Genomic DNA, 16,303 nt, shown 5'->3' on the forward strand with positions numbered 1-16,303 from the left:
AAAAAGCCGTCCAAGGTTTCCCTTGAACGGCTGGTCGAGCCCCCTGCTCCCCAAACTCTTGACTGAAGTGCTGCCGGTCGTCGCGAAACGACCGCTTCTGGAGTGGCTTTTATGTGCCACAAGGCTCGTTTTGGCGCAACGTAAACCAGTTGTTAACCTTAACGGCCCCGACCCGTGAACAAGTGTTAACGACGCTGGCACGCTTCCTGCTCCGCAACGCATGTAAGTCATCGGAGGGCGCCCTTCTGTTCACCGATGGGACATCAGACGGCAGAATGCGCGGAGCTGCATAGCATGAACCAAAACGGATCGATCACGCTGTTCCACTATTGGAACCGCCTGCGTGACGGACGCCCTGCTCCGAAGCGATCGGAAGTCGAGCCGGCCGACATCAAGTCGCTGCTGGCGGATACGTTCATCCTGGAGAAGGACACGCGCGGACAGCCCGTGTTCCGCCTCGCCGGCACCAGGCTCTGCGCCTGTTACGGCCGCGAATTGAAGGGATTCTCGTTCCCGTCGCTGTGGCGCGAGAAGGACCAGCGGCTGGTCTCGCGGCTGATTCAAGGCGTTTTCGACCAGAAATCCGTGGTGCTCATGATCTTCGAGGGCTTCAGTCGCAACGGCCGTTCCAACAGGTTCGAACTACTTGCCTTGCCGCTCGACGGCGGTGTTGAAAATCCGCGGTGCCTTGGCGTGATCAGCGCCGCGGAGAAACCATTCTGGCTGGGTGCCGACCCCATCACCGATGCATTGATCGATTCCATCCGCGTCATCGATCCGGAAAAGGAACTCCTGAACAATCGTCCTGCGATCGAGGTTCCCTCCCTCGTTCCCGACGAGATCGAGGCGCCCGAAACGATCTCGGCGCTCGGCCGCGCGCGCCGCATTCGCCATCTCGTCGTCTTCGACGGCGGACGTGAGGAATAGTTAGCGATCTCGCGCGATCGGCACCTCGTTTTTTCCCTTTGTTAACCCGCTTCGTTGTAGTTCTGCGATGAAGTTCCTTCGCATCGACGCGAGGGAATGCCAAACGAGGTGCAGGCAGTCATGAGGTCAGCGGCGGTCGACTACGCGCCGTCCCAAGCTGAAAGGCGTAACTTTCAGCGCGTCCGGGTCAAGATATACGGGCGCTTCATGCTGGAAGACCGCACCGAACATCCTTGCCAGGTCGTCGACATGTCGCCCGGCAACGTCGCGTTTCGCACCGACCGCATCGGTATGCCTGGCGAGAAGGTCATCGCCTACATCGATCATATCGGCCGCATCGAAGGGGTCGTGACACGCACGCTCCAGGACGGTTTCGCCATGACCGTGATCGCGTCCGACCGCAAGAAGGACAAGCTTGCCGCGCAATTGACATGGCTCGCCAACAAGCACGAGCTCGATCTGCCGGAAGACCGCCGCCACGAACGCGTCGCGCCACGCAATCCGACCAGCGTCTTGCAGCTCACCGACGGCCGCCAGTATCAGTGCCGGATCATCGACCTGTCGCTTTCCGGCGCCGCTGTCGAGATCGACGTCAAGCCGGCGATTGGTGTCCAGGTCACGCTCGGCACCATGCGCGGGCAGATCGTCCGCCATTTCGAGGATGGCGTCGCCATCGAATTCGCCGTCATCCAGCGGCCCGAATCGCTCGATTCCGAATTCAACACGCCGCGCGCCTGACCGGCTCGGAAAATACGCCCCATCAAGCCGGCCTTCGCGGCCGGTTTTTTTGTTTTTTCGGGGCCGTTCCGCCAGGTCAGGACCGCCTTACGCCGGGACAGCGCGGGGCCGAGCCTTTAGGCTGGAGCGTCGGGCGATCCAAACAATTCTACACTTAAATAATTCAAATTTTACGTTTATTCTATCTGCGTTTTACTTAAAATCTACTTCGCGCTTTTGCGTCGAATAAATCCACCTATGGCAATGTCTCCTTCGAACGGGGAGACTGAACAATGAAAAGAACGAAAGGCAAGCTGTTGCTGATTGCAATGGCGATGCAGCTTTCCGCGTGGGGATCAGCATATGCCGCGGGACCGGTCTATATGCACACCGGCGGACGGACCACCCAGCCTGTCGGCCATTATGAATTCTGCCAGCGCATAGCTGGCGAATGCAGCGAGAAGACCCCAAAGGGGGCGCCGGTCGAACTGACCCGCAAGCTTTGGGCGACGATCGTCAGCATCAACAATTCGGTCAACACCCGCGTCCAGCCGCGCACCGACATGGAAAGCTTCGGCGTCGAGGAGTACTGGGCGTATCCCGACAATGGATACGGCGATTGCGAGGACTACGCGCTGGAAAAGCGCCGCGAACTGATGGATGCCGGCGTGCCGGCCGGCAATTTGCTGATGACCGTTGCGCGCCAGCCGAACGGCGACGGTCATGCGGTGCTGACCGTTCGCACCAGCCTCGGCGAGTTCATTCTCGACAATCTGGAAACCAGGGTGCTGGCCTGGACGGACACCGAATACACCTATCTCAAGCGCCAGTCGGACCAGAATTCCGGTGTCTGGGTGACGATCAATGACGGCCGCTCCGACGCGGTCGCCAGCGTCCGCTAATGTGAGACAGGTCAAGCGCGTGCCAGGAAGGCGGCGCTTAAGGAGAAACCCGGTCGAGTCCCCACCCTCCCCGTCCCCAACGACCGGGTCAAAGGAGCCGGCCCCGTCCCCGGGCCGGCTCCACCATTTCTGGTGACCTCAGACTTCCCTCATCCCCGCCTTGAAGCGCTTGGCGTTCGCGACATAATGCGCCGCCGAACCGCGCAGTTTTTCGACCGCCGCTTCGTCCAGTGTTCTTATCACCTTGGCCGGCGAGCCGACGATCAGCGAATTATCGGGGAATTCCTTGCCTTCGGTGACCAGGGCGCCGGCGCCGACCAGCGAATTCCTGCCGATTTTCGCGCCGTTCAGCACGATCGCGCCCATGCCGACCAGGCTGTTGTCGCCGATCGTGCAGCCATGCAGCAGGGCACGGTGGCCGATGGTGCAGCCCTGCCCGATGGTAAGCGGAAAACCGGGGTCGGTGTGCATCACCGTATGTTCCTGGACATTGGTATCGGCGCCGATGACAACGGGCTCGTTGTCGCCGCGGATGACGACGCCGAACCAGAAGCCGGCATTGCGGCCGACCCTGACGTTGCCGATCAGCGTCGCGTCGGGCGCGATCCAGTTCGAGTCCGCATCCGTGAAGCTCGGCTCTGTTCCATCGATCGCATAGAGCGGCATGTCGGTCTCCGATTCGTCTCAGGCTGGAATGCCGGAGCCTAGGAGAGCGACCGTCCATGATGCAATGGCAAGCATGACGGTGCCGAGCGCCAAGGCCCAGGCGATCGCCGTGCAGCCGCATGACATCAGCATCGCAGCCGAAATGCGGCCGGCGCGGCGGGCGTCGAGGGCATCGTTGGTCAGCATGAAAGGCCCGGCGCAAGCCGTGGCGAGCAGCGAGCGCAGGACATGCGACGGCGACACATAGGGCTCGGCGAAGGCGACCCTTCGGCCCGCGATCAGTTCCATCGTCGAGCCCGCCAGCCCGCAAACCGTAAGCCCGACGACAAAAGCAAACAGAGTGATTTCGAGCGAGCCCATCTTAACCCTCCATTTACCATGAAATCGCACAGTCGTTTCACAAAGGCTGCAAGAGCCGTGCCGTGCGATGCGTGCCGTCACGGGACATCCGAAGGCGGGCGGCCGGTATCCGAGGACCGAGATGAAGCAGGCAGCGATCGCCGACGGCCCCGAACTCACCGTGGTCGATTCGATGCTGATGAAGCGGGTGTTCTACGCCTTCGCGGCGTTGGCCTTGCTGTCGGTCGCGATCAGCCTTGGCGGCAAATGGTTCGGCCATTCGATCGCAATGGCCGGCTACACCGACGACGCCACGATGCGGGAAGTGGTGATCGGCAACAACGTCATCGCCGTGCCGGCAAACGTCATCCGTTTCGACCAGGCGCGGCGGGACGGCATCGCTTCGCGACTCGACCTTTACCTGCGTTATCCGCAGATGGACGGCTACAGCGAAGCTGCCCGCGATGATTTCAATCACATGGGGACGAACAGGAGCATCATCTTTCTGTCCTTCGAACAGCAGATGATGTCGCGCGACATGAGCGGCCGTTTCGCGCCGATCTACAGCGCGCTGATCGTCCAGCCCGGCATTCCGGGGCCTGGCGGCACGACGGTCTACGATTTCAATGAGAAATCAGGTTACGTGAACGAGGTGCTGATCGTCGGCAAGCGCCCTGGCGAGGATCCCTTCGTGGCCCGCTGCCTGAGCGGCCCGAGTGCCGGGGACTCGCTGGCGCCTTGCGAGCGAGACATCCATGTTGGCGAGGATCTCAGCCTCACCTATCGTTTCCCGAAAGAGTTTCTTGGCAACTGGCAGGCGCTCGACGCCGCGATCGCCACCGAGGCCAAGCGCATCCTGAGGACAGGACACTGAGAAAGGGCCGGCCGCGTTCGACGCGGACCCGGCCAGCCGAGGCCTGCTGGCTCAGGCCAGATCGATGTCGAGGATCGCCATCGAGAAATTGTAGTCGCCGTCGTCCTCGTCCTTGAAGACGATGCCGAGGAATTCGTCGCCAACATAGACTTCTGCCGAATCTTCCTTACGCGGTCGCGCCTTGACCACAAGTTGGGGATTCTGGAAGACGCGCTTGAAATAGGCGTCCAGCTTTCTGATTTCGTCCGGCTTCAAAGTCTTCTCCGATCATCGGGCTTGCTCGTTTGAACGGCGCTTCTGGCACGTCGACAATGGCGATGTAAAGGCAAGCCGGCCTTATTGCACCGGAAGCAGCACCGCCGCCGGCCAATCGCAATGATGCCAGGCAATGCGCCGGGCGGTGTCAGATATCGAAGCTGACCACCTGGTCCATCCTCTGGGATGGCAGGAGCTGGTCCATCTGACGCGAGGGCTGATCGCAGCCGGTCTCGCCAACGACACGGGCCGGCACGCCCGCAACCGTCTTGTTGTGCGGCACAGGCGACAGCACCACCGATCCGGCGGCGATCTTGGAGCAGTGACCGATTTCGATATTGCCGAGAATCTTGGCGCCGGCGCCAATCAGCACGCCATAGCGGATCTTGGGATGGCGGTCGCCGCCTGCCTTGCCGGTGCCGCCCAGCGTCACGCCGTGCAAGATCGACACATCGTCCTCGATCACCGCCGTCTCGCCGACGACGAGGCCGGTGGCATGGTCGATGAAGATGCCCTTGCCGATGCGCGCGGCCGGATTGATGTCGGTCTGGAAGACAGAAGACGACCGGCTCTGCAGATAGAGCGCGAAATCCTTGCGGCCCTGGTTCCACAGCCAATGCGCCAGCCGATGGGTCTGGATGGCATGGAAACCCTTGAAATAGAGCACCGGCATGATGAAACGATCGCAGGCCGGGTCGCGATCGTAATAAGCCTGGATGTCGACGCGCACCGTCGTCGGCCATTCCTTGTCGTCGGCCAGCATCGATTTGAAGGTCTGGCGGATGAGATCGGAGCCGATGTCCTGATGGGCAAGCCGCTCGGCTAGCCGGTGGATGACCGCCTCTTCCAGACTGTCCTGGTTGAGGATCGTCGAATAGAGGAATGCGGCCAGCAGCGGGTCGCGATTGACCGCTTCCATCGCTTCGTCACGGATCGAACGCCAGATCGGATCGACCGGCTGCAACGCCTTGTGGCGGGAAATACTGATGCTGTTCATCGACGTCTCGTCCTGCGTCCTGCCGGCTTGCCTGTTGTCCGGCCGCACGTATAAGCCAGATCATAGCACGATTGAACTCAATTTTCCTTAGTGATCTGTCAAATGGATTTGGTTCTCGGGAATTCAAGCTGCGATGGAAAACGAAATCTTGATCGACAACGCGCTGAAGAGCGAGCTTTCGGCTCTCTACCTGGCCGAGGGCCGCCACTATCACGACCTGGCCCATATCGAGGCGATGCTGGCGCTGGCTCACGACTATCGAGGGCTGCTTGCCGATCCCGAAGCCGTCGAAGCGGCGATCTGGTTCCACGACGCCATCTATGACAGCAAGGCCAAGGACAATGAGGCGCAAAGTGCCGCCCTTGCCGAGGAAAGGCTCGCAGGCCGCGCCGACCCCGAGCGCCTCAGCCGCATCACCGCGATGATCCTCGCCACCGCCACGCACCAATTGCCGCGGATCGACGACGCGGCGGCGGCCCGCGACGCCAGTCTTTTTCTCGACATGGACCTGTCGGTCCTGGGTGCAGCGCCAGATGCCTTCGACGCCTATGAGCGCGCGGTCCGGCGCGAATATGACTGGGTGGAGGAGCCGCTGTGGCGGGCCGGCCGGGCCGCGGTGCTGAAGACCTTCCTCGCCCGCCCCCACATCTTCCACACGCAGGAATTTCGTCGGCGCTTCGAGCCGCGGGCCAAGCGAAACCTGGCGAGATCGCTGGCGGCGCTTGAATCCGGATAGAAAACGCCGCTCGGTTCGAACTCCAACGCTGGACGATGCCGGGTCAAAGCGGATTTTCGGCGTAGAATTCCAGCACGCGCTGCTTGAAGGTTTTGTCGCCGACCGCCAGCATGTGGTCGCGGCCCTCGATGTGAAAGGCCCTGGCGTTGGGCATCAGTGCCGCAAGTTCGTCGGGCGAGCCGCCGATGTCGTCGGTCGTGCCGACGGCGACCAGCGTCGGCTGGGCGATGCGGGCGATATCGTCCTCACCCAGTAATTCCCGCGATTTGGCGATGCAGGCGGCAAGCGCCCGGCGATCGCTGCGGGTCTGGTCGGCGAAAGCGCGAAACGAGCGGCCTCGCGGATGCGCGGTTGCGGCCGGATCGTCGGCAAGAAGCGCCGCTGCGATCGGATCCCAATCGCCGACGCCGTCGACCATGCCGATGCCGAGACCGCCGAAGACCAGCGTCGCCACTTTGTCGGGATCGGACAGCGCCAGGAACGCCGCTATGCGCGCGCCCATCGAATAGCCCATGACATGGGCGCGCCCGATGCCGAGATGGTCGAGCAAGGCGGCGGCATCCGAGGCCATTTTGGCCGGCGTGTAGTCAGCCTCGTCATAGCTCTTGGACGAAGCGCCGTGGCCGCGATTGTCGAAGGCGATAGCGCGATAACCGGCATCGTTCAGCGTCTTGAACCAGCCGGGCGACACCCAATTCACATGATGACTGGAAGCGAAGCCGTGGATCATGAGCACCGGGTCGCCCTTGCCCGCAGCCGGCTGGCGATCGAGGAAGGCAAGATCGAACCCGTCATGGGAAAAAAACTGCATCGGCTATCCTGCCCTTGCGTTCAACCGCCGCCGCTATTGGGCGCATCGCCATTGTCCGCCGGCCGCACGCCTGGGCCGGATATGGTGCCGACGGCCGGGTGGCGCACCAGATCGCCATATTCGATGCCGTTCCTGGCTGCGGTGCCAGACTTGAGCTCGAGCACGAAACGCACGGGCACGCCGGGCGAAATGATGGCCTGGGATTGCGGCTCGCCGTGCTTGACCGCACGGACCTTGCCGTCCTGGCCAATGAAAATCAGGTCGAGCGGCATCGGCGTGTTCTGCATCCAGAAATTCACCTGCTGCTGCATCTCGAAGACGAACAGCATGCCGTGATCGTCCGCCATATCCTGGCGGAACATCAAGCCGGCCTCACGCTCTGGATCGGTATCGGCGATTTCGATGGAAAAAGACCGATCGCCGTTCTTCGTCGCCACGACCAGCGGCGTGGGATCGACTGGAAGAACCATCGCCCGGCTGTCGGCCGAGGTCGGCCGCTCGGAATAGAAGTAAGCGCCTGCGGCGACGACGATCATGGCGCACATCACGCCCGCCGTCAGCCAGTTCCTGTGAGTCATGCAAAATCCTCGGCCGGAATCGTCCTAGACCATGATCCCGGAAAGTGGAACCCGATTTCGGGCAAGATCATGGTCAAACGAACAGGCACAAAGACCCGATCCCAACGGGATGTATGAGGCTTCTGGGAGTGTTGAGATTCAGATCCGATCGAGCCGGAGGCGAAGACGAGCGCGAAACGGCCAAACCAGATGCGGTTCGAGAACCGGAGCGGACATTCGGCTCCGCCAGCACCGGAAGCGCAAAAAGCCGTCTTTTGCCGGCCTGCTGAAATATCGACGAACCTCAGTGCGAGACCGGCAAGGTACCCACATCGGGGTGAATTTCGGCGGCCATGAGGCCTTTGTCGCCGCGCCCGAAACGGACGAGCACCACCTGGCCAGGCCGAAGCTCGGTGATGCCGTAGCGGCGCAAGGTCTCCATGTGGACGAAAATGTCCTCGGTGCCCTCGCCGCGCGTCAGGAAACCGAACCCCTTAGTGCGGTTGAACCACTTGACCAAAGCGCGTTCGAGGCCGCTCTCGGGCGTCACCGAGACGTGGGTGCGCTGCTCCTGCATCTCGGCGGGATGGACCGCGGTGGTGACATCCATGGAGAGGACACGGAACGCCTGCAACCCGCGGTCGCCCTGCTTGACGAGACAGACCACGCGCGCGCCTTCCAGGGCAGTCTGGAAACCGTCCCGTCTAAGGCACGTCACATGGAGGAGGATATCGCCCGAAACGCCGTCGTCGGGGAGGATGAAACCATAGCCCTTGGCCACATCGAACCATTTGATAGCACCGGCAATCTCGACCAGGTCGGCAGCGTCGCCGCCTTCGTCGCGTGCCAAGGCGTCGCCAAGGGTTTCGGCCCGCACCTTCAGAGAGGCCTTTTCCCCCATAAGAATGCCCCCTTTTTTCAAGAACACCGCAATTGATTCTTGACACCAGATTAACACTGCGGCTTCCGGTGAGTGCAAGACCTGCGGCGCCTTTTTTCACGGTTCATCGCGGATATACCGGATTTGTTCTTTCCCGGCATTGCCTGCCGCCTGGCGATTGCCCTTTGACGGGGCCGACCCTATGTTGCGCGCAACCCACAAATCGAGGAAAACACATGCGCTATCTGCACACCATGGTCCGCGTCGCCGATGTCGATGCCTCGCTCGATTTCTACTGCAACAAGCTCGGCCTCAAGGAAGTGCGCCGTTATGAAAACGAGCAGGGCCGCTTCACGCTGATCTTCCTGGCCGCCCCTGAAGACGAGCAGAGCGGCATCGCCAACAAAGCGCCGCTGGTCGAACTCACCTACAATTGGGATCCGGAAGACTATAAGGGCGGGCGCAATTTCGGGCACCTCGCCTATGAGGTCGACGATATCTATGAAACATGCCAGCGGCTGATGGACGGAGGCGTCACCATCAATCGCCCGCCACGCGACGGCAACATGGCCTTCATCAAGTCGCCGGATGGCATCTCGATCGAGCTTTTGCAGAAAGGCCCGGCCAAGGCCAAGGCCGAACCGTGGGCTTCGATGGCGAACACCGGAAGCTGGTAGGCTTTTGATCTGACGCCGGCCGCAAATCGCCCGGCAGCCGTTGGCGTTTGGCAAGACGACGCCTATCTGTCGGACTGTTACGCCGGCGTTTCGGCGCCGTCGCCTTGCCATGAAAACAGGGCGCCTGCCCCGCGGAGAATCCAGTCATGCCGACCAGCCGTGCCGATGTCGCCACCGAACATGCCAGCCGCTATCTGCAGCAACTGTGCAAGCACTGGGCGCACAAATTTCCCGTCGAGTTCGATCCGCACCATGGCACGATCGATCTCTCGCTCGGCCGCACCGTCATGGATGCCGATGCGGCCGCGCTTCATATCACGGTATCGACCGACGAAGCCGGATCGATCGATCGCCTGGAAAGCGTCGTCGCCGATCACATCAAGCGCTTTGCCTTCCGCGAGGAACTGACCTTCGGCTGGAAGCCCGTTTCCGCATAACCAGCCTATTTGCCGCCGGCTTGGCCGGCCATTTCCAGGAGCGCCAGCACCGTGCGCCAGTTGCGCGCGGTGCCCGGAACTTTTAGCGTCCGCGGAAGCAGCCCGGCAAAAACCGATTTGCCGAGCCCGCCCGGCGCGTGCAGGTAGAGCACGTCGCGCTTGATCTCGAAACTTTCACGACCGGTGCATTTTTCGGCCAGCCGCGCGATCTCATCGGAGGTCGGCTCGCGCTCCAGCGCATAAGCGTGGAGTTTCGTGTGGTCCGCCGCGACTTCCGGATACGGGTTTTCGGCCACCAGCCTCTCCAACCAGCCGAGATCGCGCACCATGATGCGCGAATGGAATCCCCATTTCTTCTCGAAGGCCGCTTCGATCTGCTTGGTCAGCGTCGCGGCGTCGCCATTCTTTGCGCGGAACACGGCATTGCCGCTCTGGACATAGGTAGCGACATCGGAAAAGCCGAGATCCTCGAAAAAGGAGCGCAACTCCGCCATCTTGACGATGCGGTTGCCGCCGACATTGATGCCGGAGAACAGGGCGACGAAGACCGTGCCGCTCATATGATGAAGCCCGCCAATGTCTCGTTGTCGGTGATGTCCTGATACTGGACGCCCTCGGCCTCGAAATTCGCCTTGAGCAGGTCGAAATTTCGGCGGTCCTTGGTTTCGATGCCGATCAGCACCGAGCCGAAATTGCGCGCCGATTTCTTCAGATATTCGAAGCGGGCGATATCGTCGTCCGGACCCAGCAGTTCCAGGAAATCGCGCAGCGCTCCCGGCCGCTGCGGGAACCGGATGATGAAGTATTTTTTCAGGCCCTCGAAACGCAACGCCCGTTCCTTGACGTCCGGCAGCCGCTCGAAATCGAAATTGCCGCCCGAAACGACCGCAACGATGGTCTTGCCCCTGACCTCCTTTTTCGAAAAGTCCTTCAATGCGTCGATCGCCAATGCGCCGGCCGGCTCCAGCACCACGCCTTCGATATTGAGCATCTCGATCATCGTCGCGCAGAGCCGGTTTTCCGGAATCAGCCGCACCGTGTCGGCGGCGAACTCCTTGAGATGCCGCAAAGGCTCGCGGCCGATCTCGGCCACCGCCGCGCCGTCGACGAAGTTATCGACCTTGGCGAGTTTGAGCCGTTTCCCCGCCGCGAGACTCTCGCGCAGGCTCGGCGCGCCGGCCGGCTCGCAGAAGACGAAGCGCATTTCCCGGCCCTGATCGGCAAAAAAATGGGTCACACCGGCGGCCAACCCGCCACCGCCGACCGGCAGCATGACGATGTCGGGCATGCGCGCACCCGGCATCTGACCGGCAATCTCATACGCGACCGTCGCCTGGCCCTCGATGATGTCCTTGTGGTCGAAAGGCGGCACCATGTGGGCGCCGGAGCTTTCGGTGAATTCGAAGGCGGCGCGATAGCAGTCGTCGAAAAAGTCGCCCACCAACCTGATCTCGACAAAATCGCCGCCGAACAGCCTGGTCTTGTCGATCTTCTGCTGCGGCGTCGTCACCGGCATGAACACCACGCCTCGCCTGCCGAAATGGCGGCAGACGAAAGCGAAGCCTTGCGCATGGTTGCCGGCGGACGCGCAGACGAACAGTTCCGCGTCGTTACCCGCCGCAAGCGCCTTGCGGAAGAAGTTGAAGGCGCCACGGATCTTGTAGGAGCGCACCGGCGACAGGTCCTCGCGCTTGAGCAGCACCCGCGCGCCGGTCTTTTTCGACAGGTAGTCGTTTTCCTGCAGCGGCGTTTCTGGAAAGATCTGGCGGATCGCGGTGGCGGCCGTCGCGACGCGGGAAGAGAAGCTGTTCATCGAAAACCCACCTTGCACCGCATATTTTGCCGACTCTAGCATTGAAAGGGCCGCGTACCGTTTGTTTGTCGCGCACTGCCGGATCCCGCCTATTGCATATCCGGCGTCGCGACGCCATTGTCCGTCGGCTCGCGCCTCTGCTCGATTGGCGTTCATGCAGTCTTTGCAAGCACTTGAGGACTTTCGTTCATATATCGGCTGGAATAAAATCCGCGACGCTGCCGGAATTCGGCGAAAAGGCGATGCTGCTTTGGCGTGCACCGTCAGCGAAGAAGCGACCGCATGTGGCATTCCGGCTCAGGCCGAAACTGCCGCCTCTCTTCACGTCCCGGCGTTTTCCGCCTTTCTTCTGGCTTTCGGGCCACAGTGCGATAGCAGCCGCAAGGCGCCAACCGGATTTCGACCCGACATGACTTACTTCCGCCGTACTTAAACTGTCGGGGAGGTGTCGCGGAGTAGGCGGGCCTTTTGGCCGGAGTGGAATTGCAAGCGTGCCTTTGAACAAGATCTTTACGGCTGTCCTTGCCTTGTTTCTTGCCGGCTGTGCCGGCACACAAACGCAGGAATTGCTCGGCAGCACCATCGTCGCGACGCCGGTGACGGAGATTGCCGGCAACCACTCGATCTTCATCGCCACGACGCGCAAGAAATCCGACGACCCCAACAAGGTTTTCGACGGCGAGCGCTCGGCAACGCTCAACTACGCCCGCGTCAACGTCACCGTGCCCGGAATCCACGAGACCGGCCAGATCGAGCGGCGCTCGCGCGGCAAATCGAACGATCCGGCCAAATATTTCATGGCTTCGGAGGTCGTCGGCTACGATACCGCGCCAAAATTCTCCAGCGCGCTCAGCGCCGACATCGCGGCGCGCGGCGGCCGTGTCATGGTCTTCGTCCATGGTTACAACACCGGCTTCGACGACGCCGTCTACCGCTTGACCCAGATCGTCCATGATTCCGGCTATCCTGGAACGCCGGTGCTGTTCTCCTGGGCTTCGGGCGCCAAGACCACCGATTATGTCTACGACAAGGAAAGCGCCAGTGCCGCGCGCGACCAGCTCGAAGTGACGCTGCGGATGCTCGCGCAAACGGGCGCGCGGCGAATCGACATCGTCGCCCATTCGATGGGCACCTGGGTAACCATGGAGACGCTGCGCCAGCTCGCCATCACCGGCGACCGCGATCTCGGCGGCAAGCTCGGCGACGTGGTGCTGGCCTCGCCCGACATCGATGTCGACGTGTTCAAAAGCCAGATGCGCCGCTACGGCAAGCCCGACAAGCCGTTCATCCTGCTGTTGTCGGATGACGACCGGGCGCTGCGGCTCTCCGGCCTGATCGCCGGGTCGCAGCCGCGTGTCGGCGACTACAAGGACGCCGCCGATCTTGCTTCCTACGGCGTGACGGTCGTCGACCTCTCGAAGATCAAGGGAACGGACCGCTTCAACCATACGAAATTCGCCGACAATCCGGCTCTGGTGAAGATGATCGGCCAGCGGCTGCGCGAGGATGACGGCTTCGCCAGCGACCGCGACGTGACCGACCGCATCGGCCTGCTCGGCCAATAGATGCGGTGCCGCGGGTTTCGCTATTGCCCGTTCACCGTGGCCGATGCATCGCCGAATTTAAACTGGACCGCGCCGGCGTCTGGCTTTATCGAAACATGCAGCGACGTCATCCGTTTGACGTCCCCTCGCGGGAGCCGGCGTGTGACCTTGCGCTCGAAGAGTTTCGTCCTCGTCGCGTTGGCGCTCGCCGTTGCCGGCTGCGCTGGCCGGAATACGCACGATCTTCTCAGCCAGACGAGTGTCGCCGCCCCTGCTGCGGAAATCGCGGCGACGCATGAGATCTTCGTCGCCACCACCCGCCAAAAGGCGACGAAGGATCCGCGACAGGTGTTCGACGGCGACCGTTCGCTGACCACGAGCTATGCCCGTGTCGACATGACTGTTCCGAAAAGCCACCAGGTCGGCGCCATCGAGCGAGCCAGGGGATCCGCCAACAGCAATCCGGCCAAGGACTTCACCGCCAGGGATGTCACCTTCTACGATGGTGCGCCGCAGTTCGCCAAGGCGGTCGGCGCCGATATCGCCATGCGCGGCGACCGGGCGCTGGTTTTCGTGCACGGCTTCAACAACGGCTTCGACGACGGCATCTACCGGCTGACGCAGATCGCTCATGATACGAAATATCCCGGCACGCCGGTGCTTTTTTCGTGGGCTTCGAGCGGCAAGACGACCGGTTATATCTACGACAAGGAAAGCGCCAACGCCGCGCGTGACGATCTCGAGGCGACCCTCAGGATGCTCGCCAAGACGCGGGCCAAGAGCATCGACATCATTGCCCACTCCATGGGAACCTGGGTGACGATGGAGGCGCTTCGTCAGCTCGCCATCACCGGCGACCGCGATCTCGACGGCAAGCTGGGCTACGTCATCCTGGCTTCGCCAGACATCGACGTCGACGTGTTCAAGAAGCAGATGATCCGCTATGGGAAACCCGACAAGCCGTTCGCCATCCTGCTTTCGGGCGACGACCGCGCGCTAAAGCTTTCATCGATCATTTCCGGCGACAAGCCGCGCGTCGGCGATTACGGCGACGCCGCCGACCTTGCCAGCTATGGCGTATCGGTGGTCGACCTGACTCAGGCAAAGGGCGGCGACCGCCTGAACCACGCCAAGTTCGCCGATAACCCGATCATGGTGCAATTGCTCGGCGACCGGCTGCGCGCACCGGCCGGCCTCGCCTCGGAAGAACCCGATCCGACACAGCTCAACGCTCTCGGTCAAGGGCTCGGCAAGGCCGTCGGCTCGGTCGCAGAGATCGTCATCACCACGCCGTTCAAGGTACTGACCATCGCCACCGGTGGATGAGAACGAAGTGCTGGCAGCCGATCTCAAACGAACAGATCGACCTTCTGGAATGTCGTCACGTCGATCAGCCCGACGTCGGAAATCCTCAGCTCCGGAATGACGACCAGCGCCAGCAGCGAGTGCTGCATGTAAGCGTTGTTCAACGAACAGCCCAATTTACGCATCGCCCCGGTCAGTTTGTCGGCCTTGGCGGCGACGATCTCGGCCCGCTCGTCCGACATCAGTCCGGCGATCGGCATTTCGACCAGCGCCAGTTCCTTGCCTCCCGCGAACAGCACGACACCGCCGCCGACCTCGCCCAGCCTGTTCACCGCCAGCGCCATGTCCTGCTTGTTGGTGCCGACGCAGATGATGTGATGGGCGTCGTGCGCCACGCTGGAGGCCATGGCGCAATCGCCGATGTAGCCGAACCCGGAGACGAAGGCATTGGTCACGCCGCCCGTGCCTCTGTGACGCTCGACCAGTGCGATCTGGCAGACGTCGTTGCGGCGATCCATCGCGACCAGCCCGTTCTCAACAGCGAGATCCGCCTCCAGCGCCCGTGTCGGCGCCTGGTTCTCGATGACGCCGATGACCCGCACCCGCACTTCGTTTGCGCCCTTGGGGGCCGCGATGTCGAAATCCGCGGCCTTGAGCTTCCTGCCCAACCTGACCGTGTCTTTTGCCGTCTTGGGATAGTCGTAGGCCGGAATGTCGATGTCGAGCCTGCCGCCCTTGGCCAATCTGACGCCCCGCGCATAGACCTCGTCGATGACCATTGCGGCGAGATCGGAAACGATCAGCAGATCGGCCAACCGCCCCGGTGCGATCGAACCAATCTCGCGCTCCAGCCTGAAATGCTGGGCGGTGTTGAGCGTCGCCATCTGGATCGCCGTTACGGGCTTTAGCCCCTGTTGGATGGCGTGGCGCACCACCCGGTCCATATGACCTTCATGGACCAGCGTGCCGGAATGACTGTCGTCGGTGCACAGGATGAAGTTGCGCGGATCTATGCCGCTTTCGGTCACCGCCTTGATCTGCGCGGCAACGTCATACCAGGCCGAGCCCAGCCGCAGCATCGCCTTCATGCCCTGGCGCACGCGGGCGATGGCGTCCTCGGCGCGCGTGCCTTCGTGATCGTCCTCCGGCCCGCCGGCGACATAGCCATGGAACGGCAGGCCGAGATCGCGCGAAGCATAATGGCCGCCGACCGTCTTGCCCGCCCTGACCGTGGCGGCGATCCCGCCCGACATGACCGGATCGTTGGCGGCAACGCCTGGGAAATTCATCACTTCGCCGAGGCCGATTATGTTTTCCCACGTCATCGCCTCGGCAACGTCGGCGACCGTAAGCTCGGCGCCGGCATGTTCCAGCCCCGGTGCCGAGGGCACGCAGGACGGCATCTGCACGTATACGTTGACGGGCATGGCCACCGCCTCGTCATGCATCAGCCGCACACCTGGCAGACCCAGCACATTGGCAATCTCGTGGGGATCGATGAACATCGACGTGGTACCGTGCGGAATGACGGCGCGGCAGAACTCGGTCACCGTCACCATGCCGCTCTCGACATGCATATGCGCGTCGCACAAGCCAGGGACCAGGTAGCGCCCCCCGGCGTCGACCACCTTGGTGCCCTGACCGATGGCATGGCTGGCGTTCGGCCCGCAATATGCGAAGCGCCCGCCGGCGACGGCGATGTCGGTGCCGGCGATGATCTCGCCCGAATGCACGTTCACCCAGCGCCCATTGCGGATGACGAGATCGGCGGGCCTGCGTCCCATGGCGACGTCGACCAGATGCGTCGCCATCTCGGTCCACGGTTTGGGTCTTGCGGGCCTCGTGGGCTTGGCTTTCGTCATTGGC

General features: G+C 62.2%; 19 protein-coding genes. 9 read left to right on the plus strand and 10 right to left on the minus strand.

Annotation, left to right across the window (positions count from 1 at the left end):
• Positions 1-294: 294 nt before the first annotated feature.
• From NKJ26_RS05770 to NKJ26_RS05780, 3 genes are all read left to right on the plus strand, one after another.
• Positions 295-927, plus strand: a complete 633-nt coding sequence (locus NKJ26_RS05770) for a PAS domain-containing protein (RefSeq protein WP_352601926.1) — start codon at positions 295-297, stop codon at positions 925-927.
• A gap of 120 nt (positions 928-1,047) precedes the next feature.
• Positions 1,048-1,665: a PilZ domain-containing protein gene (locus NKJ26_RS05775; protein ID WP_352601928.1), complete on the plus strand. Its 618-nt coding sequence runs from the start codon at positions 1,048-1,050 to the stop codon at positions 1,663-1,665.
• A 272-nt stretch (positions 1,666-1,937) separates the two neighbouring features.
• Positions 1,938-2,546, plus strand: coding sequence for a transglutaminase-like cysteine peptidase (locus NKJ26_RS05780; protein WP_352694394.1), 609 nt, complete (start codon positions 1,938-1,940; stop codon positions 2,544-2,546).
• A gap of 138 nt (positions 2,547-2,684) precedes the next feature.
• Here the strand turns inward: NKJ26_RS05780 and NKJ26_RS05785 are convergent, their stop codons facing one another.
• Both NKJ26_RS05785 and NKJ26_RS05790 read right to left on the minus strand, forming a co-directional pair.
• The gene (locus NKJ26_RS05785) at positions 2,685-3,212 is read right to left on the minus strand and encodes a gamma carbonic anhydrase family protein (RefSeq protein ID WP_352694396.1); all 528 of its coding nucleotides are present in this window, start codon (positions 3,210-3,212) and stop codon (positions 2,685-2,687) included.
• Positions 3,213-3,230: 18 nt separating this feature from the next.
• Entirely contained in the window at positions 3,231-3,572 is a 342-nt protein-coding gene (locus tag NKJ26_RS05790) for a DUF6949 family protein (RefSeq protein ID WP_352694398.1), read from the minus strand.
• Between the two features lie 121 nt (positions 3,573-3,693).
• Between NKJ26_RS05790 and NKJ26_RS05795 the strand changes: the two genes are divergently transcribed.
• The gene (locus tag NKJ26_RS05795; protein WP_352694400.1) at positions 3,694-4,425 is read left to right on the plus strand and encodes a hypothetical protein; all 732 of its coding nucleotides are present in this window, start codon (positions 3,694-3,696) and stop codon (positions 4,423-4,425) included.
• Between the two features lie 51 nt (positions 4,426-4,476).
• Here NKJ26_RS05795 and NKJ26_RS05800 read toward each other — a convergent pair whose 3' ends face one another.
• Together NKJ26_RS05800 and cysE are read right to left on the minus strand one after the other, a co-directional pair.
• On the minus strand, positions 4,477-4,680 hold the full coding sequence (locus tag NKJ26_RS05800; protein ID WP_027028195.1) for a DUF3126 family protein: 204 nt from the start codon (positions 4,678-4,680) through the stop codon (positions 4,477-4,479).
• 148 nt (positions 4,681-4,828) lie between these two features.
• Positions 4,829-5,677, minus strand: a complete 849-nt coding sequence (gene cysE, locus NKJ26_RS05805) for a serine O-acetyltransferase (RefSeq protein WP_352694402.1) — start codon at positions 5,675-5,677, stop codon at positions 4,829-4,831.
• A gap of 133 nt (positions 5,678-5,810) precedes the next feature.
• Here cysE and NKJ26_RS05810 point away from each other — a divergent pair, with 133 nt between their 5' ends.
• Positions 5,811-6,413: an HD domain-containing protein gene (locus NKJ26_RS05810; RefSeq protein WP_352694404.1), complete on the plus strand. Its 603-nt coding sequence runs from the start codon at positions 5,811-5,813 to the stop codon at positions 6,411-6,413.
• Between the two features lie 43 nt (positions 6,414-6,456).
• Here the strand turns inward: NKJ26_RS05810 and NKJ26_RS05815 are convergent, their stop codons facing one another.
• The 3 genes from NKJ26_RS05815 to NKJ26_RS05825 form a co-directional block, all read right to left on the minus strand.
• The gene (locus tag NKJ26_RS05815; RefSeq protein ID WP_352694406.1) at positions 6,457-7,224 is read right to left on the minus strand and encodes an alpha/beta fold hydrolase; all 768 of its coding nucleotides are present in this window, start codon (positions 7,222-7,224) and stop codon (positions 6,457-6,459) included.
• A gap of 20 nt (positions 7,225-7,244) precedes the next feature.
• Positions 7,245-7,802, minus strand: coding sequence for a DUF192 domain-containing protein (locus tag NKJ26_RS05820; RefSeq protein WP_352694408.1), 558 nt, complete (start codon positions 7,800-7,802; stop codon positions 7,245-7,247).
• 283 nt (positions 7,803-8,085) lie between these two features.
• On the minus strand, positions 8,086-8,682 hold the full coding sequence (locus NKJ26_RS05825; protein ID WP_352694410.1) for a cold-shock protein: 597 nt from the start codon (positions 8,680-8,682) through the stop codon (positions 8,086-8,088).
• Between the two features lie 215 nt (positions 8,683-8,897).
• Between NKJ26_RS05825 and gloA the strand changes: the two genes are divergently transcribed.
• Both gloA and NKJ26_RS05835 read left to right on the plus strand, forming a co-directional pair.
• Entirely contained in the window at positions 8,898-9,338 is a 441-nt protein-coding gene (gene gloA / locus NKJ26_RS05830; protein WP_352694412.1) for a lactoylglutathione lyase, read from the plus strand.
• A 146-nt stretch (positions 9,339-9,484) separates the two neighbouring features.
• Positions 9,485-9,775 (plus strand): DUF2218 domain-containing protein, encoded by a 291-nt coding sequence (locus tag NKJ26_RS05835; protein WP_352694414.1) that lies wholly within the window; start codon positions 9,485-9,487, stop codon positions 9,773-9,775.
• Positions 9,776-9,780: 5 nt separating this feature from the next.
• Here NKJ26_RS05835 and NKJ26_RS05840 read toward each other — a convergent pair whose 3' ends face one another.
• The gene (locus NKJ26_RS05840; RefSeq protein WP_352694416.1) at positions 9,781-10,335 is read right to left on the minus strand and encodes a DUF1697 domain-containing protein; all 555 of its coding nucleotides are present in this window, start codon (positions 10,333-10,335) and stop codon (positions 9,781-9,783) included.
• Positions 10,332-11,588 carry a threonine ammonia-lyase IlvA gene (gene ilvA, locus NKJ26_RS05845; RefSeq protein WP_352694418.1) on the minus strand — a complete coding sequence of 419 codons (1,257 nt, stop codon included), beginning with the start codon at positions 11,586-11,588 and terminating at the stop codon, positions 10,332-10,334. The genes NKJ26_RS05840 and ilvA overlap by 4 nt, the downstream gene beginning before the upstream one ends.
• Positions 11,589-12,079: 491 nt before the next feature.
• Between ilvA and NKJ26_RS05850 the strand changes: the two genes are divergently transcribed.
• Both NKJ26_RS05850 and NKJ26_RS05855 read left to right on the plus strand, forming a co-directional pair.
• Positions 12,080-13,153, plus strand: coding sequence for an alpha/beta hydrolase (locus NKJ26_RS05850; RefSeq protein ID WP_352694420.1), 1,074 nt, complete (start codon positions 12,080-12,082; stop codon positions 13,151-13,153).
• A 141-nt stretch (positions 13,154-13,294) separates the two neighbouring features.
• Positions 13,295-14,458 (plus strand): alpha/beta hydrolase, encoded by a 1,164-nt coding sequence (locus tag NKJ26_RS05855; RefSeq protein WP_352694422.1) that lies wholly within the window; start codon positions 13,295-13,297, stop codon positions 14,456-14,458.
• 23 nt (positions 14,459-14,481) lie between these two features.
• Here the strand turns inward: NKJ26_RS05855 and ade are convergent, their stop codons facing one another.
• Positions 14,482-16,299, minus strand: a complete 1,818-nt coding sequence (gene ade / locus NKJ26_RS05860; RefSeq protein ID WP_352694423.1) for an adenine deaminase — start codon at positions 16,297-16,299, stop codon at positions 14,482-14,484.
• Between the last annotated feature and the right edge of the window lie 4 nt (positions 16,300-16,303).

Source organism: Mesorhizobium sp. M0152, assembly GCF_040322415.1.
In the GTDB taxonomy this organism is placed as follows: Bacteria; Pseudomonadota; Alphaproteobacteria; order Rhizobiales; family Rhizobiaceae; genus Mesorhizobium.